This is a genomic window from Mycobacterium sp. E3305 (assembly GCF_001666785.1).
Lineage (GTDB): Bacteria > Actinomycetota > Actinomycetes > Mycobacteriales > Mycobacteriaceae > Mycobacterium.
Map to the genome: position 1 here is coordinate 1 of NZ_LZJA01000028.1, position 20,831 is coordinate 20,831.

Below are 20,831 nucleotides of genomic sequence, written 5' to 3' on the forward strand. Positions count from 1 at the left end.
TTCCCCCATGATGTTCTCGGTCATCCGCGTCCGTGCGATGGGGGCGATAGCGTTGATGGCGATGCCGTTGCGGGCACCTTCGATGGCGAGAACGTGCATCATGCCGATGAGGCCCATCTTGGCCGCGCCGTAGTTGGCTTGACCGAAGTTCCCGAAAAGTCCGGTGCCGGAAGTGGTCTGAACGATCCGTCCGTAATTCTGTGCCCGCATGATCGGCCACACGGCCCGCGTCACGTTGAATGCGCCGGCGAGGTGTACCGATATGACCGCATCAACCTGCTCGGCGGTCATGTTCTTGAAAGCCGCGTCGCGCAGAATCCCCGCGTTGTTCACCAGAATATCGACCCGGCCGAAGGCGTCCATGGCCGTTGCCACGATCGCGGCGCCGCCGTCCTCGGTGGCCACCGAGTCCCCGTTGGCGACCGCGGTGCCGCCCGCGGCTGTGATCTCGTCGACCACGGCCTGGGCCGCCGACGTCGACGCGCCGCTGCCGTCCACGGCGCTGCCCAGGTCGTTGACCACGACGCGGGCACCGCGCCGTGCGAGCTCGAGGGCGTGACAGCGGCCAAGCCCGCCACCGGCGCCGGTGACGATGGCCACCTGGTTATCGAAAGTCATTGACTGCATAGGTGAGAGGTTACATTTACTCAATCGAGAGCAGTAATTTGCATTGGAGGGGACATCCATGGGCGGCCCGACTGAACTGCTGCCGCATGCGCGTCGGCGCGCCGAGGCGCTGCGGCCCCGGTACCGCGCCGCCGGCCTGTGGACCGGGGAACCGTTCGACATGGTGCGCTCCGCAGCCGCCCGGCATCCCGGCCGTCCAGCGGTGGTGGACCGAGGCGCCGAACTCACCTACGGCGAGCTGGACGAGCGCATCGATTCGGCCGCCGTGGCCATGGCAGACGCCGGTGTCGTGCCGGGCAGCGCGATCGTCTTGGTGGTCGGCAACGACGTTGACTCGGTGGTCGCGATCCACGCGGCGTTGCGGGCGGATGCGATGGTGCTGCTCGTGCCGCGTAGTGCCGGGGCCAAACACGTCGCCGACATTCTCACCCGCACCCGGGCGCGGCTCGGCGCGGCGCCGAACTGGACGGCGGTCTCCGAGCCGGAATTATCCGGGCTGTGCCGTTGGATCGAACTCGGTGCCGGTGAGCGCTTGGCCAGCGATCCGCCGCGCCCGGCGCGGCCGGCCGACGAACCATCCTTCGTGCTCTACACCTCGGGTACGACGTCTCGGCCAAAGGGCGTGATCCACTCGCTCAGCACATTGGCCAAAGCGTCGGCGAACTACATTGCGGCGGCGGGCCTGGGTTCAGAAGACCGGATTTTTCTGATCAGCCCGCTGGCGTCGGTCACCGGTGTCTTGCAAGCGCTGTTCATCGGACCGATGCTCGCAATACCGGTGATTCTCGAGGACCGTTGGAACCCGTCGGCGACGTGCGATCTGCTGGTCACCTCGGGTGCGACGTGGTACGGCGGTCCGGACCGGCTGCTCGACCGGATACTCGATGAGGCCGTGGCGCGCGACGCCGTCGTCCCGCTGCGGGCGGTTTATCTCGGCGGCACGACGCTGGACCGGCGGATCGTCGAACGCGTCGAAGACGAATTCGGCATCGTCGTCATGCGTGCGTATGGGTCCTCGGAGGCACCGGTAAGCACCTCCGGTCTGCGGGGCGAGTCGCGGGCGGTGCGCCATGCCGACGACGGAGTGGCGCTCGACGATGTCGAAGTGCGCGTCGGATCCGCGGCCGAATCCGCCGAATGCTGCATCAGGGGGCCGCACACGTTCCTCGGATACACCGACGCCGAGGACGACAAGATGGCGTTCGACGGCGACTGGTTCCGCACCGGCGATGTGGCGGACATCGTCGGCGACCGGGTGCGGATCGTCGGCCGCATCAAGGACATCGTGATTCGCAACGGGCTGAAGATCCCGGCGGCCGAGGTGCAGGAGGCCGTTTCTCGGATCGCCGGGGTCCGCGAGTGTGCGGCCTATGCGGTCGCCGACGACACCACCGGAGAGCGGCTGGCCATGGCAATTGTGCTCGAACCCGACGTCGATATCACTCTGGCCGAGGTCGCCGTCGCTCTCGTATCCGAGGGGATGCCGAAATACAAACTGCCGGAAGAACTCGTGCTGTGGGACGAGCCGCTTCCAATCAACGCCAACGGCAAGATCGACCGCGCGAAGCTTGACGAAGGGTCGGTCGGGCGGCGCCGTTTGCTCGCCGACCGTCTCGCGACTGCGGGATAACGGGCAGCCGGCGAAGCTTAGGCGCGTGCCGGGCGGAATACCGGTACGACGAATCCATCGCCGTCTTCGCGGAAGGCAACCATCAGATCCATGTCTGCGCGCAGGTCTTCGATGGCGCAATCCTCGACGACGGTCATCAGCCGTGGCCCCTCTTCGAGGTCCACCATTGCCAGTACGTACGGAACATGGGCGTCGAAGGGCGCGGCGTTCTGGTGGATGACGCTCCAGGTGTACAGCCGCGCGCGTCCGGTGGCCGGCGCCAATTCGACGTCCTCGCACCAACAGTGCGGGCAGAACGGCCGTGGGTACAACGAGGCCCGACCGCAGGACCGGCATCGGTTGACCGTCAATCTGCGGTCCTGCGCGGCCGCCCACCAGGCCTGTCCGTCGGTGTCGATCGTGGGCCGATCGGGTGCCGTCACTACTGCCTCCCGAGAATCATCGTGGCGCTGTGGGTGAAGAACCCGCCCATGGCGTGCACACAGGCCAACCGGGCCCCGCCGACCTGGCGCCGCCCGCATTCGCCTCGCAACTGCCGCACCGCCTCGACCATGAGGAACATCCCTCGCATACCGGGATGGCAGGAGGCCAGCCCGCCTCCGTCGGTGTTGGTCGGCAGCGCCCCGCCCGGGCGCAGCGCACCGGATTCGATGTACGGTCCCCCTTCGCCCTTGGCGCAAAAGCCCAGATCTTCCACGGTCAGCAGCACGGTGGACGTGAAGGAGTCGTAGAGCTGGCACACGTCGATGTCACCCGGGCCGACGCCCGCCTGCGCGAAGGCTCGCGGGCCCGAGCGGGCGGCGGCCGAGGTCGTGAAATCGGGCCATTGGCTCATGCTGACGTGGGATGTCGCGTCGGCCGACCCTAGAATCCAGATCGGCTCTTTCGCGCAATCCTTGGCCACCCGCTCGCTGGCCAGCACGACGGCGCCACCACCGTCGGTGCGCAGGCACACATGCTTGGAGGTGAACGGGTCGGCCAGCATCGGTGCGCTCGCCACGTCGGCCACTGTGATGCGGTCGCGCTCAAATGCGTTCTCGTTCATGGCCGCCCACTCGTGGGCGGCGACGGCGACTTCCGCCAGCTGGTCGACGGTCGTGCCGAATTCGATCATGTGTCGCCTGGCCGCCATGGCGTACTTGGCGATCAACGTCGCGCCGTACGGCGTCTCGTACTGCAGGACGCCTCCGGTGCCCATGGCGGCGGCGGACGGTCGCACCCGGCGCTTGACGTCCGAGCGCGCGGTCGATCCGTACGTCAACAAGGCGACCTCGATCTGCCCCGCCGCGATCGCTGCCGCGGCGTGACCGGCCATGACTTCCCACGAGGATCCTCCGACGTTGGTCGCGTCGACCCAGTCGGGGCGCAGACCGAGGTACTCGCCGACCTCGACCGGCGGAAGCAACGTCCCATGAGCGCCGAAACCGTCGACGTCGTCCTTCGTCAGGCCCGCATCGACGACCGCGCGCCGCGAGGACTGCGCCATCAGCGCCATGGCGGTCTTATCGGGAACTCGACCGCAGTCGGAAAGGGCTGCGCCCACGATAGCGACGCGATTCGGCGGCATAGCTCATGGTTATCACACCGCCGCCCGCTCGATAACGACAGTTCGCAGAAAGATGGAAACCGCATTCTCGGTCGGCTACCGTGAGCCTATGACGACGGCGCTGCGGGACGCCTTGCGAGGACACCCCCTGGTGCTGTGCCTGGCTCTGCTCAACTCACGCACCCCTGATGTTCCCGCGGTTGCGGCGGCCTGCGGGTACGACGCCGTTTATGTCGATCTCGAACACACATCCACGTCATTGGAAACCGCACAGATGCTCTGCATGAGCGCGCTCGGGGCGGGGATATCCGGTCTGGTGCGGGTGCCGTCGCACGACGCCAGCGTCATTGCCCGTGTGCTGGATGGCGGGGCAGTGGGAGTGATTGTCCCGCATGTGAATTCGAAGAGCGAGGCGGAGGCGGTGGTTCACGCCGCGCGGTTTCCCCCGCTCGGCCATCGATCGATATCGGGTCCCAACGCTGTCAGCGGATTCGGGCAGCGTCCGGCGACACAATTGGTCGAGGTGCTCGAACGGCGCACCGTCGTGGCCGTGATGATCGAGACTCCGCAGGCGGTCGAAGCTTGCGAGTCCATCGCGTCGGTGACGGGTTCGGTATAGATGGCTGTCGGCATCCGGTCCTCCTGAATGGGTTGGCTCACTGCGGCTATTGGTCGTCGTTCGTGCAAATCGGTTCGCGCGGTGACTCGCTCAGCCCGCGGAGCGCTTGCGCGCGCGTGGTGGCCGGAATAAAGTCCCTCGAACTGCTCAGTCGTTTCGTGGGGATGGGTTTGCGGTTCATCTCGGCGGGGACCGACATTGGGATGATGACGGAGGCGGCCACCACGCGCGCGCAAGCGCTCCGCGGGCTGAGCGAGTCACCGCGCGAACCGATTTGCACGAACGACGACCAATAGCCGCAGTGAGCCAACCCATTCAGGAGGACCGGATGCCGACAGCCATCTATACCGAACCCGTCACCGACACGATGGCGTGGACCGGGGCCGACTTCACGAGCAAGGAGGACTTCGCGTTCGACTTATCGGCCCGCAACGTAGCGGCTTTGGAATCGATCCTGGCCAAGACGGCGAACAAGGACCGAGACGACATCACGCCCGAGGACGCACGGCACCCGGATCTCGACGACGATCTGGCCCGGCTCTACCGGGAACTAATGTTCGGCAAAGGCTTGGCCTGCGTGCGCGGCTTTCCGGTCGAACAGCACTCGATCGAGGAACTCGAACGAATTTACTGGGCGTTCTGCACGCACCTCGGGTATCTCGTGTCGAACAACTCCTTCGGTCACCGGATGGTGCGCGTGCAGGAGGAGATCCTGCCGGGTGGCGTACAACCCGCCCGGGGCACCAAATCCCGGGCTGAGCTGGCGATGCACAACGACGCCGCCGACATCCTGTCGCTGCTGTGTGTGTATCCCGCGGCGCAGGGTGGGGAGAGCCAGTTCGCCAGCGGGCCTGCTGCGCACAACCGGGTTCTGGCGGAACGGCCGGATCTGCTCGAAGTGCTCTACCGGGGGTTCCCGCATCATCGCCGCAGCGAGCAGCCCGACGACCAACCCGACGTGACGCCCTATGACGTGCCCGTCTTCTCCCAAATCGACGGACGAATCTGCATCAACTTCACCTACAGCAGCATCCTGCCCGCGATGCACGCCCTGGGCCGTGAGTTCACGCCACAAGAGGTCGAGGCGGTGGATCTACTGCGCAACATCCTGGTCGAGCAGCAAGTCGAATTCCGACTGGAATCCGGCGAGGCCGCGGTGGCCAACAACTTCGCGATGTGCCATTCGCGGTCCGACTTCGTCAGCAGCAATGATCCGAAGAAGGCGCGCTGCTTCCTGCGGGCGTGGATGGAAGTGCCGCGCGAAGACCGCCGACTGCCGATCGGCCGTGAGTACTTCCACATGGAGAACAAGGACCTGCGCCTCGGATACGACGTAGTCGAGGGCCGCGACGGCGCCATCGCCCGCAACGACTACAAGAACGTCAACACCGAACTGGCCGAAATGTTCAAGGCGGCGCAGGCGAAACCCAAAGTCAAGAACACGTGAGCGTTCGTCCGCGTCTGGTTTACGAGCGGTGGACGGATCCCGTGGCCGGCGAGATCCTCGAAAATGCCGACGTCGACCTGGTCAAGCTCGACTTGACCGCGGCCGACACGGACAGCTGGGCCATCTTGGAATCCGCACACGGATACCAGGTCGCCACCCGCACGGACGTGGCCGGCTACGCCGGCGGTGCGCAGTGGCTGGCCGGGCCGGATTTGCTGCGACGGTGTCACAAGCTTCTCGCCGTGTGCTCGGCGGGCGCGGGGTACGACGTCATCGACGTGGACGCGTGCACACGCGCCGGAATCGCGGTGTGCAACAACTCCGGGCCGGGCGCGGAGGCGGTCGCCGAGCACGCGCTGGGCTTTATGCTCGACCTGGCCAAGAAGATCACCGCGGGAGACCGGATGCTGCGAGCCGGTTCCCTCAGCGATCGAATGGTCCTGCGGGGCAATCAGTTGATGGGCAAGACGCTGGGTGTCATCGGGCTCGGGGCGATCGGTGGGCGCCTGGTTGAACTGTGCGCGCCGTTCGATATGGAGGTCCTCGTTTTCGACCCTTACCTCGACGAGGCGAGCGCGCGAGCACGCGGGGTGCGAGCCGTCGCGCTTGCCGAACTGCTCGAGCGCTCGGACTTCGTCCAGGTGACCTGTCCGTTGACCAGTGAGACCGAGGGATTGATCGGCAGTCGGCAGTTCGCGGCGATGAAGCCGACAGCGTTCTTCATCACCACAGCGCGCGGACCCGTCCATGACGAAACCGCGCTCCTCGAAGCGCTCCGCACCGGAGGAATCGCCGGGGCGGGGTTGGATGTGTTCCATGAGGAACCACCGCGCCAGGAAAATCCGTTGCTGCAGCTTGCCAATGTGGTGGCGACGCCCCACACCGCGGGTATCACGGTCGAGGCCACGCGCGATATCGCCGTTGCCACGGCCACGCAGTGGCAGACGATCTTCGGCGGCGGTGTGCCACCACGGCTACTGAATCCCGATGTCTGGCCCCGCTTCTGCGACCGATTTCAAGACGCATTCGGATTTCGTCCCAGCGCCACAGGCGTTTTGGAGAGCGGGGGTCGGATCAGATGAGTCAGTACAAAACGATCGACGTCGAGGTGCGGGATCACACCGCTTGCGTGACCCTCAACCGCCCCGAGGTCCTCAACGCGATCAACGACGAGATGATCGCCGAACTGTCGATCGCATACTCGGAAATCGAACGTTCCCAACAGATCTGGACGGTCATCATTACGGGCGCCGGACGCGCCCTGTGCGTAGGCGCGGACGTCAACAAGGCGGCCGACCACGACATGGACAACGCGGCCGGAATCGACAACCAGGGCGAGCCCATCCTCAGCTCGATGCGCCAGTGGGACGCGCCCCAAGAGGCTACGCCGCCGTGGCTGCAGATGACCAAGCCGATCATCTGCGCCGTCAACGGCATCGCCTGCGGAGCGGGACTGGATCTCGTGACGACCGCGGATATCACCGTCGCGTCGGAGCACGCGACGTTGATGGATCCGCATGTCAGCATCGGCGTGACGTCCGGGCGCGAAGGGGTGCGGCTTGCCCGGATTCTGCCGCTGCCCGTCGCGATGCGGTTGATCTTGATGGGCAAGCACGAACGACTCGACGCCCAACGGGCCTACGACCTGGGTATCTTCACCGAGGTGGTGGCGCACGACTCATTGGTGGACCGGGCGTGGGAGATCGCCGGAATCGTCAATTCAAATGCGCCACTGGCGGTACGAGGTTCGCGGATGGCCGTGCGCAAGGGTCTCACGCTGCCCATCTATGAGGCCGAACTGCTCGCCGAGAACTATCGGATGAAAGTCGCGCTGACCAAGGACGCCGTCGAGGGGCCGCGAGCCTTCCTCGAAAAGCGCAAACCCGACTGGAAGGCGTTGTAGTACCCGCGATCCGAAATCCCCGGAGCCAGTTGTTCACACCATGCCGAAGAACGTTTTGGCGTTGGTGGACAACACCTTCCGCTTTGTCTCCTCGTCCAGGCCCTCCGTCGCCTTATTGGCGACCTCCAGGCTCCTCGGCCAGTTGGTGTCGTTGTGCGGGTAGTCGGTCTCGAACATCAGCTGGTCGGGGCCGACGAGATCGAGGATGCGGAAGGCGACCGGGTCGCCGAAGGTGGAGAAGTAGACGCGCCCCGGCACCTGATTGCTGGGCGGTTCGGTCAACAGGGGATGAATGCCGCCCCAGGCCCGACGGTCCTCCCAGACCTCGTCGACACGCTGCAGGTAGTAGGGAATCCAGCCGGCCTGCGCCTCGGCGAATGCGATCTTGAGGTCCGGAAATTGAACGAGCTTGGCGGAGAACAGCCAGTCGACCAACGCGATCGTGCAGTTGACCGCCATGAGCGCGCTGGTAACCACGTGCGGAGAGTCGGGCGAGGACTTGGTGAGTGAGGAACTCGACCCGATGTGCAACATGATGCCCACTTGGTTGCGCTCACAGGACGCGAAGAAGGGGTCCCAGTAGCCGCTGTGGATGGAGGGCAGGTCGAGACGGCTGGGTAGCTCGGAGAAGCACACCGCGCGCATTCCCTTGGCGGCAACCCGTTCGACCTCCTTGGCGGCGAGTTCGACGTCCCACAGCGGAATGATCCCCAGCGGGATCAGCCGCCCGTTCGAGCTACCCCCCCATTCGTCGATCTGAAAGTCGTTGTAGGCCTCGACGCAAAGTCTGGCGAGTTCCTTGTCCTTGCCGTAGAGAAAACGTTGGCCGCAGAAGCGGACCAGCGTGTTGGGGAAGCAGGCCGAGGCCTCGATGCCTGCGATGTCCATGTCCGCGAGCCGGTCCGCCGGGCGAAAGCAGCCCGGACGCATCTCGTCGTAGGTGATCGGGTCGGTGCTGAGCTCGTCGAGGTCGTAGCCGGCGGCGGCACTGATGAGGGGGATCGGGATGACCGCATCCTCGTAGTGCCAGATATCCGCGTCACGGCCGTCGGGATCCTCGACGAATGCGACATCGGACGTGACGCTCGGGTCCATGCGCCCCTTGGTGCGAACGATTCGCGGCCCGATGTCGCGGTAGCGCTCCGGCAGCCTGCTTGTCCACAGATCGGCCGGTTCCACCAGGTGGTCATCCGGCGAGACGATCAGAATGTCTGCACTCAACGCTGCACTCCTTCGACGGCCCGCGGCTTCAATTCGCGGCGCACTGATTCGTAGAGAGAATGACCGTTTCCACGGTACCGCATGCGATTCGATCCGAGGTACGCGGGGACGCTTGGCTGGCCAGGAACACCCCGCGGTGTCGCGCGCCTGGTAGGGCGCCATCGCGGCCGTGCCCGGAAAGCCTTCTCCGGCAGGGCGGCACGCGCGTCGACAAAACCCGACGGAGGATGGAAACCGTCAATCACGCAAAGCGGCAATCAACATACCCGGGTAGGTAGGACGCACATTTTCGCGTGCGGGCGAGTATTCTTGTTCGCACTATGCCTACGAAGAAGCCCGCCGGCCGCCCGATCGAAACCGGCTTGGAACTTGTTGACAACGACGTCGAGGTGCCCGGCACCTGGCAGCAACGCACGATCGAGCGGCGCCTGAGCACCGCGCGGGCGCGCGCCCTCGCCCGCAGTTCGCGGTTTCTGGCCACCGCCCTGGAGTTGGTGGAGGAGTCCGGTAAGGCCGACTTCACGATCCAGACGCTCATCGACCGGTCGAACCTGAGCTTGCGAGCGTTCTACCAACACTTCGCGGGCAAGGAAGAACTTCTGTTGGCGCTCTACGAGAACGTCACCAGTCAATTCACGGAGGACATCCGGCAGGAGGTCGCCGCGGCCGACGGCCCGATGGAGCAACTCGAGGCGTTCTGCAGGGGCGTCCTGTCCCGCGCGGAATCTTCGGAAGCGGTCGGTGGCCGGGTCATGACGATCTACAACCTCAGCCTGGAGATCGAGCGGCCGGATGACTTTGCCAAGGTGTGGGAACCCCACCAGAAGCTGCTGACGAAGATCATCACGTCGTGCGCCCGGGCCGGGCTGGTGCGCACGGACATGACCCCCGCCCAGCTGACCACGCTGCTGAACACCACCCTCACCGCGCTCGCGCAGATTGGCGTCTTCCACCTGGGTGGCGGCAAGGACCCCAAGCTGACGGAGGACCAGTTGTGGGCATGGTGCAAACAGGCCGTCACGCCGCCCGTCGACGGCGCCAAGGCCCGGCCCGCACGCAAGGCGGCGCCGCGCACCACCGCGGCGCGCCGGGGCAAAAAGTTAACGGGGTAGGCCGAGACCTCGCTGCGCGATGATCGTTCGCTGAATCTCGCTGGTGCCCGCGTAGATCGTGGTGCCCAGCGAGAACCGTAGGGAGTGTTCGAACCGCCCATGCTCTGGGGCGGTCGGCTCGAGATAGCTGCGCAAGCCGTCGGCGCCGACCAATTCGACCACATCTTGGCTGGCGCGTTCGAGCGCCTCGGTGCTGAACAGCTTGGACATCGGGCCCTCGGCCACCGGTATCTCGCCCTGTTCGTGCATCCATACGCATCGTCGCTGCAGCAGCATCGACACCTCGGTCTCCATGGCGACTCGGGCGAGCCGGCGCCGGACGTCGGACTTGGCGATGGGCGGTGCGCCATCATCGGATCGGGTGCTGGTGGCCCAGTGTTCGGCATGATCCAGCAGTCGGATCAGGTGCGGGCCCCACCCCGATGCGTGCTCGTAGCGCAGCGAAAGCCCCAGCACCTCCCAGCCAGCGTCGACTTCGCCGATCCGCCACTCGTCCCCGACGCGGACGTCGCTGTAGAACGTGATGTTGGTCCGTTCTCCGGAGAGAGTCCAGACCGCCTGTGCCTCAAAGCCATCCGAGGCGCAAGGCACGAGAAACATTGTCAGACCTTGGTGCTTGGGCTTGTCGGGGCTCGTGCGTGCGAGCAGGAATATGAAGTCGGCGATGTGACCGTTGGTGGTGAACATCTTTGAGCCGTTGATCACCCAATCCGCATCTTCGCCAGATCCGTCGCGGACCGCCTTGGTGGCGGCCGCCGCGACATCCGACCCGCATTCGGGCTCGGTGAAGCCCAGCGCGATGGTGATGTCGCCGTTGAGGGCCCCGGCCAGAATGCGATCCTTCAACTCGGGAGTGCCGATCTCGCGGATGATCGAGGCCACCATCCGCGTAGTTTCGGAAAGATATACCGGCGCGTCACAACGCATGAGCTCCTCTTTGAGGATCTGCTCGTCCCATGCATCGCGGTTCTGTCCGCCGAACTCGACGGGCCAGCCCGGGGCGAAATACCCCTTGTCGACGAGACCTTTGGCGAACTCGTCGTCGTGGGCGACGCCGCTGCGGTAGATGCGCTCCTCGAACTCGGGGCTCAACACGTTTTGAAGGTGGTTGCGGACGCCGTCGCGGAAGCTTGCCGTGTCGGCATCGAGGTGAAAATGCATATGCATGGGCCAATCTGTCGTCGCACGCAGTCAAGGACGGTGCGTGTGATAATGCTAATCTCAAATCTGAGAGTAACCATATCCGCTTGTGTGAGGGACGTACGGTCGTGGACCTGAGCTTGACGAGTGAACAGCGGCAGCTGGTCGATTCGTTCGCCGCGCTGTTCACCCGTGAGTCGACCTCCGAGCGCATCCGGGCGGCCGAGCCGTCGGGCTTCGACGCCAAACTGTGGAAGGCGCTGCTTGAGACGGGTGCGGTTGAGATGGCAGTCGGTGAGGCCGCTGGAGGATGGGGTGCCTCGGAACTGGAACTCGCGCTGATCGCCGAACAATACGGCCGGGCACTCGCATCCGCGCCCCTCATCGAAGCGCAAGTCGCCGCCCGCGCGCTGGCTGAGGCCGGCCATACCGGCGCCGGGCTGCTGAGCGAGGTCCTCGCGGGCGAGCGACTGGCCACACTCGCGCCCCGTCCCGCACGCGATGGGCGGTTGGAACTGGTCCCGGCAGGGGCGGTGGCAGACTACGTCATCGCCCTCTCGGAGGAACGGTTGCTGGCGGTGCCGGTCGGGGATAACCGGAAAGCGGTGGGAAACCTCGCGTCAATGCCCCTGGCTGACATCACGATTGGCTCAAACGCCGTTGTGCTCGCCGACAGGTCCGCGGCGCGCGAGCTGTTCTCACGGGCGCTCGACCTGTGGCTGACCATGACCGCCGTCGCATTGGCGGGCGCTGCCAAGAGGGCCGTCGAGATCGGCGTCGAATACGCCAGACAACGCCACGCCTTCGGCACCGCAATCGGTTCCTTCCAAGCCGTATCTCACCCGCTGGCCGACAGCGCCACCGCCGCCGACGGGGCCAGGTTGCTCGGGCTCAAGGCGGCATGCGCCTTCGCCGACGAGCCCGATCGCGTTCGCGAACTGGCCGGCATGGCCTTCGCATTCGGGTACGAGACGGCGCGCGACGCGACGCGACGCAGCCTCCACATCCACGGCGGATACGGGTTCGGTATGGAGGGTGACATCCAGTTGTACTACCGCCGGGTCCGCGGCTGGGCAATGGTCATCGGCGATCCCGCGACCGCATTGGACCGCGTCGCCGATGCGCGTTACGGCGCGGTCGCGGGCTGAGTGGGGCCCCGGGGAGCAAGGATCGCGAAGCTCAACGTCGCCCGTGCCGCGAGCCGGTCTCGACCCACGTCGAATACGTCGACACCGACCACGATCATCCTCTTTCCCGCGCGGAGCAGCGTGGCACTCGCGCGCGCGGGGCCCTCGACAATCGGTGCCAGGAAATGGATGGACATGTCCGCGGTGCCCGCCCCGCTACCCTCACCCGCGTGCTTGACGGCGAGTCGCCCGCCGGCCACATCGATGAGCGTGGCGACCAACCCGCCCTGCAACGCGCCGCGGTAGTTCACCAGGTCCGGGCGGTTGTGCAGGTCGACGACGACCGACTCGTCGGTATCGACCACGTCGTAGAAGGGCAGCTGGCCGAACAGGTGACCGGGGATGGTCACCCCCATCGGTTGGGGCGCAGGCTGGCGGGACGACGTGGCGCTCACGCGTCGGACCGGACCTGGTCCTTGGCCGCCAGCACAACCGGGGGAGCGGTTCGCCAGTCCGGTACCCCCTGGGCCTCCCCGGCGGTCGGAACCTTGTCCTCGCGGATCTGCGCCCAGTGTGAGTGATTCAGTTGATGCAACGAGAAACACGACTGCAGCGCGTTGAAAAAGCCCATGTTGTCAACGGACTGGTTTACCGATTCCTTGATCAGCAACGCCGCCATCGTGGGGACCTGGGTGATGCGCCTTGCCAGCTCGAGTGTGCGCTCGGGCAGCTCTTCGCGCTTGAAGATCTTGCTGACCATCCCGATCCGGTAGGCCTCTTCGATTCCGATCGCGTCGCCGGTCAGCATGAGCTCTTTGGTGCGCCGCGGCCCGAACTCCCACGGATGGCCGAAGTACTCCATGCCGCACATGCCCAACCGCGTACCGACCACATCGGCGAAGCGCACCTCTTCGCTTCCGACGATCAGGTCACACGCCCAGATCAGCATCAGTCCCGCTGAGAACACATCCCCATGCACCTGTGCGATGGTGATCTTGCGGAGGTTTCGCCACCGAAGGTTGTTCTGAAAGAAGTAGTGCCATTCCTGCAGCATGGTTCTCTCGGCGCCGTCGCGGGTCCCGCCGTTGATCGTCACCGTGGGGTGCTGGCCCGGCCCCGGACTGAATTCCGCGCGCGCCTGCTTGGAACCGATATCGTGACCTGACGAGAACATCGGGCCCTCGCCGGCGAGGATGACCACGCGGACGTCGTCGTCGGCCTCCGCCCGCGCAAACGCGTCGTCGAGTTCGACCAGCATGCCGCGATTCTGGGCATTGCGCTGTTCGGGGCGATTCAGCGAAATGCGAATGATCATGCCGTCGTCGAAGGTCTCCCACTTCAAGAATTCGTAATCGTTCACCATCGGCCCTGCTTCCTCATCCCGTCCGGTAATGGTGTTATCTCTATATGAGAAGATATGTTCTCACGCGGTGGCCGAACTCGGCCGGAAGGGGTGCCCATGGCGGAGGGCCAACGCAGGCCGCGGGTGATTCTTTGGGGTCCGGGCCAGGTCGGTGTCGGCGCGCTGCGCGCCCTCATCGCGCACCCGGGTCTGGAGTTGGCCGCCGTGGTCGTCCACGCCGAAGCCAAGGACGGCAAGGATGCGGGTGACCTATGTGGAATGCCGGCGACCGGCGTCATCGCCACGCGGGATGTCGATGCCGCCCTGACGACGGACGCGGACGTGGTGGCCTATTTCGCTTCGGGCGACTATCGCTACCGCGAGGCGGCGCAGGACATAGCGCGCTGCCTGCGGTCGGGTAAGGATGTGGTGTGCACCTCACTGGTGCCGATGTGTTACCCACCCGCGGCGGACAGGGAAACCGTCGGCCTGCTCGAGGAGGCGTGCGCCGAAGGCGGCACCAGCTTCTTCAACAGCGGTGTCGACCCCGGGTGGGCCAACGACGTGATCGCGCTGACCATGACGGGCTTCAGCAGCCGCGTCGACGGCATCACCATGCTCGAGATTTTGGACTATGGGCCCATCAGACAACCCGACATCATGTTCGACTTCATGGGTTTTGGCTGCCCCCCCGACCATCCGGCGCCGCTGTTCGACACCGAGCGCCTGGCTGCGTTGTGGGCACCCATCGTGCATCTCGTTGCCGACGGTGTTGGCCTGCCGCTCGATCGCGTCGACACCACCATCGAGAAATGGTTGGCGACAACCCGATACGAGGTCGCATCGGGATGGATCGAGCCTGGCACGGTAGGAGGCATGCGATTCAAGCTGGCCGGAATGGTGGGCGGCGAGGAGCGCGTCACGCTCGAACACGTCACCCGCATGGGAGAGGAAGCGGCACCGGACTGGCCGCGGCACCCGTCACCCCACGGGGGTTACCGGGTCATCATCGACGGCATGCCGACCTACACCGTCGACATCGAGATGCATGGCCGCGGAAATAACATGCGCGGCCTGACCTACGCGACCGTCATGCGCGAGCTGAACGCCATCCCCGCCGTGATGGCCGCGCCGCCCGGGTTGCTGTCGACCCTCGACCTGCCTCTGGTGACCGGCCCGGCCCGCGGCGGAACCTGGCGGGGCGTGCTGCCCGCGAAGGGGAAGCCGTGAGCGAACAGCGCATCGCCCGGACGTCGGCCGACGTGTGGGAGGTGATGCGCACGGCGTCGGCCGTCCGGCGCTACCTCGACGAACCCGTACCCGATGAGGTGATCGAGGCCTGCCTGCGGGCGGCCAGCTGGGCGCCGTCCGGAGGCAATCAGCAGCCCTGGAAATTCGTCGTGCTCAGATCGAGTAGCGTGCGCGACGTGGTCACGGCAGCGGCGCACCGGACATGGGATGTGATGACCGAGTTCTATCGGTTCGCGATGCCGGCGGACGAGGCTGACGACCCCAAATCACGCGTGCTGCGAACGATGGCCGAACACATGAGCGTCGGTGGCGCCGCGCCGGTGCTGGTGCTGTTCTGCGTCCAGCCGCAGCGGGGGACCACCGAACTCCAGCAGGGCGGGTCCATTTTTCCCGCCGTGCAGAACTTCTTGCTGGCGGCTCGCGCGCAGGGCCTCGGCGCCGCAATCACCCTGTGGCACGGGTCCTGCGAGGACCAGCTGCGCTCGATGGTCGGCATTCCCGGCGACTGGAAGATCGCGACGTTGCTGACGGTCGGCTGGCCCAAGGGCGGACATCATGCCGTGCGGCGTAAACCGCTGGACGAGGTCGCGGCCATCGATCGTTGGGACCGGCCTTGGCACAAGACAGGGGAGTGACAGTGGGATACCCCGAGATCTCGTTGTACCTGCGCACCTTTACCGATGGCCCGCAACATGATTGGCGGGCGACGCTGGCAATGGCACGGGCGATGGATGGTGCGGGGATCGACCGTGTGGTCGTCTCCGACCATGTGGTGTTCGGCGAGAAGCTGGAGGCATACGCCGACCCCTCGGTCGGTGGTGCGTCCGGCGGCCGCCAACCTACGGGGCCCGACGGCAGCTGGCTGGAACCGCTCATCGTGCTCACCGCGATCGCTGCCACGACCGAGCGGATCCGGCTGGGGACCTCGATACTGTTGGCCGCCCTGCGGCGTCCCGCGGTCCTGGCCAAACAGCTGGCGACGCTCGATGTGCTTTCCGGCGGTCGCGTCGATCTCGGCGTCGGGGTGGGGTGGCAACGAGAGGAATACGAGGCAGCCGGACTGTCTTTCGCACACCGCGGGCGGCTGCTGGACCACACCTTGGAGGTCTGCAAGACGCTGTGGACCGAACAGCGGGCGTCGTATCACTCGCCCGAACTGTCCTTCGACGCGATCCACCAGATGCCGAAGCCGGTGCAACCCGGTGGTGTGCCGTGTTGGATCAGCGGCACGGTGAACCGCAACGTCGCGCGGCGAATCGCGCGGTTCGGCAGCGGTTGGATTCCCTGGGGCTCGGCATTTGCCGACCTGCCCACCTCGATAAGCAAGATGAAGGACAGCGTCGTCGCCGCCGGTGGCGACGCCGGCAATCTGCAAGTCCAAGGTGTCGCGCGCGCAGTGAAGGGCGACGGCGGATCGATCGACTACCCGGCATCGGTCGCGTCGGTACCGGCGCTGGTCGCGGCAGGCGTCACCGATGTCCGCTTCACGGTGACGGTCCCAGAGGAGGGCGAACGAGCGGTCGAAGTCCTCTCGCCGCTCGTGGAGGCGTTCCGCGACGTCACGCGATGATGCATCGACGTCGCGGGATCGGGCAGGAATCGACGGTGCGGCATGCAGTTGCGTGATCACGCGGGATCCGCGAAACCCGCTGTGATTCTTCATCCTTCAGGGACGGCGGTGAGCTTCGCCGACCTCGAGGCCGGCGCCAACAAGCTCGCGCACTTCATGCGGCGATCGGGGTTGGCCGCCGGGGACACCATCGCCATCCTCATGGAAAACAACGAACACATCCACACAGCGATGTGGGCGGCCAAGCGCAGCGGTTTCTATTACACGCTGGTGAACACCAACCTGAGCCACTCCGAGATCGCCTACGTCGTTGCCGACAGCGGCGCGAAGGCCATCGTCTCCTCGCGGTTGATGCGCGATGCGTGCCGGGAACTGTCCGACCGGCTCGGGGATGGCCTGCCGGCCGTGGCGTTGATGGCCGACGACGACCTCCGGGGCTGGCTGCGCTACCCGGAATGCGTGGCCGCCGAACCCTCGACGCCGATCACCGATGAGCGTGACGGCCGGCTCCTGCAGTACTCCGCGGGTAGCACCGGTCGCCCCAAGGGGATCCGCCGACCGCTGACATCGCCGAACTCCGGCGTTTCGAAGGTGTCGACACCCGTTTTCGAGGCGCTCGGGGTGGGCCCCGACTCGGTCTACCTGAGTCCAGCCCCGACCTACCATACGGCGCCGGCCATGTGGACCATGGCGGCGCAAGCCGCCGGCGCGACAACGGTCCTCATGCAGAAGTTCGACGCCGAACAGGCCCTCGAATGCATTCAGCGACACGGTGTCACGCATGCGCAGTTTGTGCCGACGATGTTTGTCCGGATGCTGCGGCTGCCAGAAGAGGCCAGGACGCGCTACGACCTCTCGACGTTGCGACGCGTCGTCCATGCCGCCGCCCCGTGTCCGCCCGAGATCAAGCGGCAGATGATCGACTGGTGGGGCCCGATCGTGGACGAGTACTACGGGTCATCCGAGGGCGCCGGCATCTCGTTCATCCGTGCCGACGAGTGGCTCGCTCACCCGGGCTCGGTGGGCAAGCCACTTCTCGGCACGCCGCACATCCTCGACGACGACCGTAGCGAGCTCGGCCCTGGACAGATCGGTGAGATCTATTACGAGGGTGGTTATCCCTTCGAGTACCTCAACGACGAAGCCCAGACGGCGGCGGCGCGCAGTGCGCAGGGCTGGGTCACCGTAGGCGATGTCGGCTATCTCGACGACGAGGGCTACCTCTATCTCACCGATCGTCGCAACCACATGATCATCTCCGGCGGGGTGAACATCTATCCTCAGGAGACCGAGAATTGTCTGATCGGTCACCCGCTCGTGGTCGACGCCGCCGTTTTCGGCGTGCCCGATCCGGTGATGGGGCAGTCGGTGACCGCAGTGGTGCAACTGGCGGATCCAGGCCTGGCTTCCCCGGTTCTCGCCGAGGAGCTGATCGCTTGGCTGCGAAATCGGCTGGCGCACTACAAGTGTCCCCGCAGGTTGTACTTCGAGGAGTGCCTGCCGCGCACCGATGCCGGCAAGCTGTACAAGCGGGAGCTGGTCGAGAAGTATGCGGGTATCTCCGGAGGCTAGGCGATCGTCAAACAGGCCTGGTCGAGTCGCCAGGCATACCATCATTGAGCGCTTCGCGGCAGTGGACGCGACAGGGCTCAAAGCATCCGTGGCCCGCCGAAGCCCGGAACCGCCCCTACCGGGATCAGCGCCAGTATGACGGCGAGAAGGATGAAGGAACGCAACGCTTTTGGCGTGGGCTCGCGCTCGATCTCCGGCCTGCCCGCCGCTAAGAGGATGAAGACCACGCCGACATCGAACGTCACGATCGTCAACCAGCGGGTCCAGTCATAGCCGGTCACAAAAACTGGGCAGATCAACAGGAGCCCGCCGGCGACCCACGTCATCCGGCCCCGCAGCGCCTCGACAAACGTGCCGAGCGACACCCCCGATATGGCGCTGAGTCCCCACATGGTCAGCGCGAGGGCACCGGCGCCGAAGATCAGCGAGACCGTGAGACCGAGCATGCCGATGTGGCCGACGGCGCGGACAGCATCGCCGATTCCGTTGTCGTAGTTCGGCATCACGTTGCGGCACACCCAGTCGTGATAGTCGGTTCGAACGGATTGCCCGTCAACAACGTAGTGCAGCAGCGACGCCGGCGACGTGACCGTCGCGAACGGGTTGGGCATCACGTGACGGGGCACCGACGCACAAAGCTGAGCCGCGATGTCGTGGCGGCCGAAGGCCGCCACGGCGGCCGTCGTGCAGACACCCGGCGTCACCGCCAGCAGGGCGCCCGGGCCCCGGCCGTTTTCCAGCGCACCACCCAGGGCGACGATCGCCAACACGGCGCCCAGCGCGAACTGCAGCCCGATCGCCTCGTGTACCAGTGTCAGCGCCGCGATGGCGGCGCCGTAGGCCGCACAGCATGCCATCGCGATATTGCGGGAGCGCACCAACACCAAAGCGGAAGAAAACAACGCCAGGGCGGCCCCGCCGAACAGGTCCGGCCGGGCCGAGTACGCGGCGAACGGGACACCGAAGGGGAGCAACGGGATCAGCAACACAACCATCAGCCCGCGCTCTGACCGGCCGCGACCCAACAACACCACGCCCGCGACCGCTGCCAGACCGCACAGATAGACCGCCGTCGAGAGCCACCGCAAACCGAGCGCGACCGCGAAGTAATGTCCGGGGAGCAAGCGAACCAGTTCACCGGCGAGTCCGCGGCGGACGAACCCATGCGTGTAATCGGCGGCGTAGTACGACATCCAGTACACATCGAGCGGAACGACCTTGATCGCGAACCACAGGACGACCAGGGCCCAAGCCGCGATCGCGGCGGCGCAGGCCGCGTAGCGGCGGTGGTGTGCGCGTCGGTTCGGCTCGACGTCCAGGTTCACCATCCGGTCCGGCCTTCGTAGACGGTGGTGGCGGACAGCCGCAGGTCGGCCAGCGCGCTGCACGCGAGCTCGCGGGCGGTCGCCGCACTGTCGGCCCCGCTTCGGCAGGCGATGACGTTGAGAAACCGGCTACCGTTGAACGTTCCGGTGCTGCAGAACAATTGGCCATGGCTCTGCTCGATGCGGCGACGGGTGACGCCCTGCTCGGCCAGCCGGATGCAGACCTCGGCTGCGTCCGCACCGTCGATGCGGCCCACGGCGGCGTCGAGGTTCCCCAGATTCGAGCAGCCGACCGGAAGTTGGCCGGTCGACATGGCAACGCCTTCGGCGCGCCGGACCAGCCATCGTGGCGTGAACGGAATGAGCGGCAATCCGGCGAGCATTTCGTTGGGTTGCCGTTGCAGCGACGTCAGCAGCGTCTTGACATCCTTACGCACCCGGCTCAAGTCGCCGGCCGCCGCCGCTCCGTCGACGGTGAGCGTGATCGAGGTCAGCGCATTCGCCCGGTCGTCATCGGCGCTGCGGTCGCTGACCGGAAGCACGACCGTCACCGAGCTTCCGTCGGCGAGCACCCTGCCCATCCGGTGGGCCAGCCGGGCCGCGTATGCGACGAATAGGGCGTTGGCGGTTCCGTTTAGGGCGTGCGCGCGAGCTTCCCATGCGGCGGCGTCGGTTTGCAAAGTGACCGATGGCAGGCCCGCGCGCTCGTCGTCGGCCGGTGGGGGCGGACCTGGCCGCGGCATCGTGGGCGGAACCCGGGGACCGGAGGACGCCTTGAACAAGATCCCCAGAGTCGCGATCAGCGCGCGGATGACGCCCGGTACGGCGAGCGCCGCACCGGCCAGGTCCTCGACGACGGCGCGCGCTCGACTACGTGAATTAGGCTGTGGATAGCGATGTTTGCCGCTTTCCGCGTTGACCGCCTCGCTGATCGCCGCTATGAGGCCGAGCCCATCGACCACACAGTGTGATGCCACCAAGGTGACCGCCGCACCGCCACCGTCGAATGGCAGGACGCCAAGGTGGAAGGTGGGGCCGTGCTCGGGATCGACGGGCACCTGCGCGCGTCTTTCGACCCATGCACCGAGCGCCGACCGGGGTCGGCACGGTTCCAGCGCGATATCGGGTGAGCGGCGGTCGGCCACCCAGCGGTGACGCCCGAATGGCAGCGGCGAGCGCTCGATCCGCCGTCCGAGCAGGCCGGTGGCGAGATTGGCGCGGAAGACCCGCAATCGGTCGACATTCACGTCTCGGTCGTATATCCACGTGCACTGCACCGTACTGCCTTGACCGGTGGCGCGCAGCCGTAAGAATGCGGCCTGGTCCAGCAGTGCCAACCTCCGCGCAGCCATCCCGGCTTGGCTACGTCGCGACCCCGCGACACGTCTGCGTGTCCGGG

General features: G+C 66.0%; 19 protein-coding genes and 1 pseudogene. 11 read left to right on the top strand and 9 right to left on the bottom strand.

The features are described 5' to 3' along the window. Nucleotides 1-627 (bottom strand): SDR family NAD(P)-dependent oxidoreductase (locus A5701_RS02925; RefSeq protein ID WP_067748537.1); only part of this gene is annotated, 627 nt, incomplete at its 3' end. 109 nt (nucleotides 628-736) lie between these two features. Here A5701_RS02925 and A5701_RS02930 point away from each other — a divergent pair. After that, nucleotides 737-2,257: a class I adenylate-forming enzyme family protein gene (locus tag A5701_RS02930; RefSeq protein WP_082969664.1), complete on the top strand. Its 1,521-nt coding sequence runs from the start codon at nucleotides 737-739 to the stop codon at nucleotides 2,255-2,257. 17 nt (nucleotides 2,258-2,274) lie between these two features. Here A5701_RS02930 and A5701_RS02935 read toward each other — a convergent pair whose 3' ends face one another. Continuing rightward, nucleotides 2,275-2,679: a Zn-ribbon domain-containing OB-fold protein gene (locus A5701_RS02935; protein ID WP_067748340.1), complete on the bottom strand. Its 405-nt coding sequence runs from the start codon at nucleotides 2,677-2,679 to the stop codon at nucleotides 2,275-2,277. Next, the gene (locus tag A5701_RS02940) at nucleotides 2,679-3,824 is read right to left on the bottom strand and encodes an acetyl-CoA acetyltransferase (RefSeq protein ID WP_067748342.1); all 1,146 of its coding nucleotides are present in this window, start codon (nucleotides 3,822-3,824) and stop codon (nucleotides 2,679-2,681) included. Before A5701_RS02940 ends, A5701_RS02935 begins: the two co-directional genes overlap by 1 nt. Nucleotides 3,825-3,876: 52 nt before the next feature. On the opposite strand from A5701_RS02940, the pseudogene A5701_RS29255 reads away from it, so the two are divergent. From A5701_RS29255 to A5701_RS02965, 4 genes and pseudogenes are all read left to right on the top strand, one after another. Then, a pseudogene (locus A5701_RS29255) lies at nucleotides 3,877-4,718 on the top strand (HpcH/HpaI aldolase/citrate lyase family protein). 32 nt (nucleotides 4,719-4,750) lie between these two features. Then, nucleotides 4,751-5,869 (top strand): TauD/TfdA family dioxygenase, encoded by a 1,119-nt coding sequence (locus A5701_RS02955; RefSeq protein WP_067748541.1) that lies wholly within the window; start codon nucleotides 4,751-4,753, stop codon nucleotides 5,867-5,869. Then, on the top strand, nucleotides 5,866-6,951 hold the full coding sequence (locus tag A5701_RS02960; protein ID WP_067748346.1) for a hydroxyacid dehydrogenase: 1,086 nt from the start codon (nucleotides 5,866-5,868) through the stop codon (nucleotides 6,949-6,951). The genes A5701_RS02955 and A5701_RS02960 overlap by 4 nt, the downstream gene beginning before the upstream one ends. Then, on the top strand, nucleotides 6,948-7,772 hold the full coding sequence (locus A5701_RS02965; protein WP_067748348.1) for an enoyl-CoA hydratase/isomerase family protein: 825 nt from the start codon (nucleotides 6,948-6,950) through the stop codon (nucleotides 7,770-7,772). The genes A5701_RS02960 and A5701_RS02965 overlap by 4 nt, the downstream gene beginning before the upstream one ends. Nucleotides 7,773-7,805: 33 nt before the next feature. Here the strand turns inward: A5701_RS02965 and A5701_RS02970 are convergent, their stop codons facing one another. After that, nucleotides 7,806-8,993 carry an amidohydrolase family protein gene (locus A5701_RS02970; protein ID WP_067748350.1) on the bottom strand — a complete coding sequence of 396 codons (1,188 nt, stop codon included), beginning with the start codon at nucleotides 8,991-8,993 and terminating at the stop codon, nucleotides 7,806-7,808. Nucleotides 8,994-9,313: 320 nt separating this feature from the next. Here A5701_RS02970 and A5701_RS02975 point away from each other — a divergent pair, with 320 nt between their 5' ends. Further along, nucleotides 9,314-10,105, top strand: a complete 792-nt coding sequence (locus tag A5701_RS02975) for a TetR/AcrR family transcriptional regulator (protein ID WP_067748352.1) — start codon at nucleotides 9,314-9,316, stop codon at nucleotides 10,103-10,105. On the opposite strand, the gene A5701_RS02980 is transcribed toward A5701_RS02975, so the two are convergent. Beyond that, nucleotides 10,094-11,266: an acyl-CoA dehydrogenase family protein gene (locus A5701_RS02980; protein ID WP_067748354.1), complete on the bottom strand. Its 1,173-nt coding sequence runs from the start codon at nucleotides 11,264-11,266 to the stop codon at nucleotides 10,094-10,096. The genes A5701_RS02975 and A5701_RS02980 overlap by 12 nt on opposite strands. A gap of 107 nt (nucleotides 11,267-11,373) precedes the next feature. Between A5701_RS02980 and A5701_RS02985 the strand changes: the two genes are divergently transcribed. Further along, nucleotides 11,374-12,393 (top strand): acyl-CoA dehydrogenase family protein, encoded by a 1,020-nt coding sequence (locus A5701_RS02985; RefSeq protein WP_067748356.1) that lies wholly within the window; start codon nucleotides 11,374-11,376, stop codon nucleotides 12,391-12,393. Here A5701_RS02985 and A5701_RS02990 read toward each other — a convergent pair. Continuing rightward, nucleotides 12,372-12,788 carry a PaaI family thioesterase gene (locus A5701_RS02990; RefSeq protein WP_067748358.1) on the bottom strand — a complete coding sequence of 139 codons (417 nt, stop codon included), beginning with the start codon at nucleotides 12,786-12,788 and terminating at the stop codon, nucleotides 12,372-12,374. The two genes, A5701_RS02985 and A5701_RS02990, sit on opposite strands and share 22 nt — an antisense overlap. Nucleotides 12,789-12,823: 35 nt before the next feature. After that, nucleotides 12,824-13,732, bottom strand: coding sequence for an enoyl-CoA hydratase (locus A5701_RS02995; protein WP_067748543.1), 909 nt, complete (start codon nucleotides 13,730-13,732; stop codon nucleotides 12,824-12,826). 126 nt (nucleotides 13,733-13,858) lie between these two features. On the opposite strand from A5701_RS02995, the gene A5701_RS03000 reads away from it, so the two are divergent. From A5701_RS03000 to fadD4, 4 genes are read left to right on the top strand one after another with little or no spacing between them, the layout of a single operon-like run. Further along, nucleotides 13,859-14,944 carry a dihydrodipicolinate reductase gene (locus tag A5701_RS03000; protein WP_067748548.1) on the top strand — a complete coding sequence of 362 codons (1,086 nt, stop codon included), beginning with the start codon at nucleotides 13,859-13,861 and terminating at the stop codon, nucleotides 14,942-14,944. A 44-nt stretch (nucleotides 14,945-14,988) separates the two neighbouring features. After that, the gene (locus A5701_RS03005; RefSeq protein ID WP_067748545.1) at nucleotides 14,989-15,600 is read left to right on the top strand and encodes a nitroreductase family protein; all 612 of its coding nucleotides are present in this window, start codon (nucleotides 14,989-14,991) and stop codon (nucleotides 15,598-15,600) included. 2 nt (nucleotides 15,601-15,602) lie between these two features. Then, on the top strand, nucleotides 15,603-16,535 hold the full coding sequence (locus tag A5701_RS03010) for a TIGR03619 family F420-dependent LLM class oxidoreductase (RefSeq protein ID WP_067748360.1): 933 nt from the start codon (nucleotides 15,603-15,605) through the stop codon (nucleotides 16,533-16,535). Between the two features lie 42 nt (nucleotides 16,536-16,577). Continuing rightward, the gene (gene fadD4, locus A5701_RS03015) at nucleotides 16,578-18,107 is read left to right on the top strand and encodes a fatty-acid--CoA ligase FadD4 (protein WP_067748362.1); all 1,530 of its coding nucleotides are present in this window, start codon (nucleotides 16,578-16,580) and stop codon (nucleotides 18,105-18,107) included. Nucleotides 18,108-18,184: 77 nt separating this feature from the next. Here fadD4 and A5701_RS03020 read toward each other — a convergent pair whose 3' ends face one another. Both A5701_RS03020 and A5701_RS03025 read right to left on the bottom strand, forming a co-directional pair. Further along, a complete protein-coding gene (locus A5701_RS03020; RefSeq protein WP_067748364.1) occupies nucleotides 18,185-19,435 on the bottom strand; it encodes a hypothetical protein in 1,251 nt (416 codons plus the stop codon). Further along, nucleotides 19,429-20,784 carry a hypothetical protein gene (locus A5701_RS03025; protein ID WP_067748366.1) on the bottom strand — a complete coding sequence of 452 codons (1,356 nt, stop codon included), beginning with the start codon at nucleotides 20,782-20,784 and terminating at the stop codon, nucleotides 19,429-19,431. The genes A5701_RS03020 and A5701_RS03025 overlap by 7 nt, the downstream gene beginning before the upstream one ends. Nucleotides 20,785-20,831 lie beyond the last annotated feature (47 nt).

Bases quoted from the DNA above. Each gene is read 5' to 3' on its own strand.
- A5701_RS02940 (WP_067748342.1), bottom strand. From the start codon at position 3,824: ATGCCGCCGAATCGCGTCGCTATCGTGGGCGCAGCCCTTTCCGACTGC.
- A5701_RS02955 (WP_067748541.1), top strand. From the start codon at position 4,751: ATGCCGACAGCCATCTATACCGAACCCGTCACCGACACGATGGCGTGG.
- A5701_RS02965 (WP_067748348.1), top strand. From the start codon at position 6,948: ATGAGTCAGTACAAAACGATCGACGTCGAGGTGCGGGATCACACCGCT.
- A5701_RS02975 (WP_067748352.1), top strand. From the start codon at position 9,314: ATGCCTACGAAGAAGCCCGCCGGCCGCCCGATCGAAACCGGCTTGGAA.
- A5701_RS02980 (WP_067748354.1), bottom strand. From the start codon at position 11,266: ATGCATTTTCACCTCGATGCCGACACGGCAAGCTTCCGCGACGGCGTC.
- A5701_RS02990 (WP_067748358.1), bottom strand. From the start codon at position 12,788: ATGGGGGTGACCATCCCCGGTCACCTGTTCGGCCAGCTGCCCTTCTAC.
- A5701_RS03005 (WP_067748545.1), top strand. From the start codon at position 14,989: ATGCGCACGGCGTCGGCCGTCCGGCGCTACCTCGACGAACCCGTACCC.
- fadD4 (WP_067748362.1), top strand. From the start codon at position 16,578: ATGCAGTTGCGTGATCACGCGGGATCCGCGAAACCCGCTGTGATTCTT.
- A5701_RS03020 (WP_067748364.1), bottom strand. From the start codon at position 19,435: ATGGTGAACCTGGACGTCGAGCCGAACCGACGCGCACACCACCGCCGC.
- A5701_RS03025 (WP_067748366.1), bottom strand. From the start codon at position 20,784: ATGGCTGCGCGGAGGTTGGCACTGCTGGACCAGGCCGCATTCTTACGG.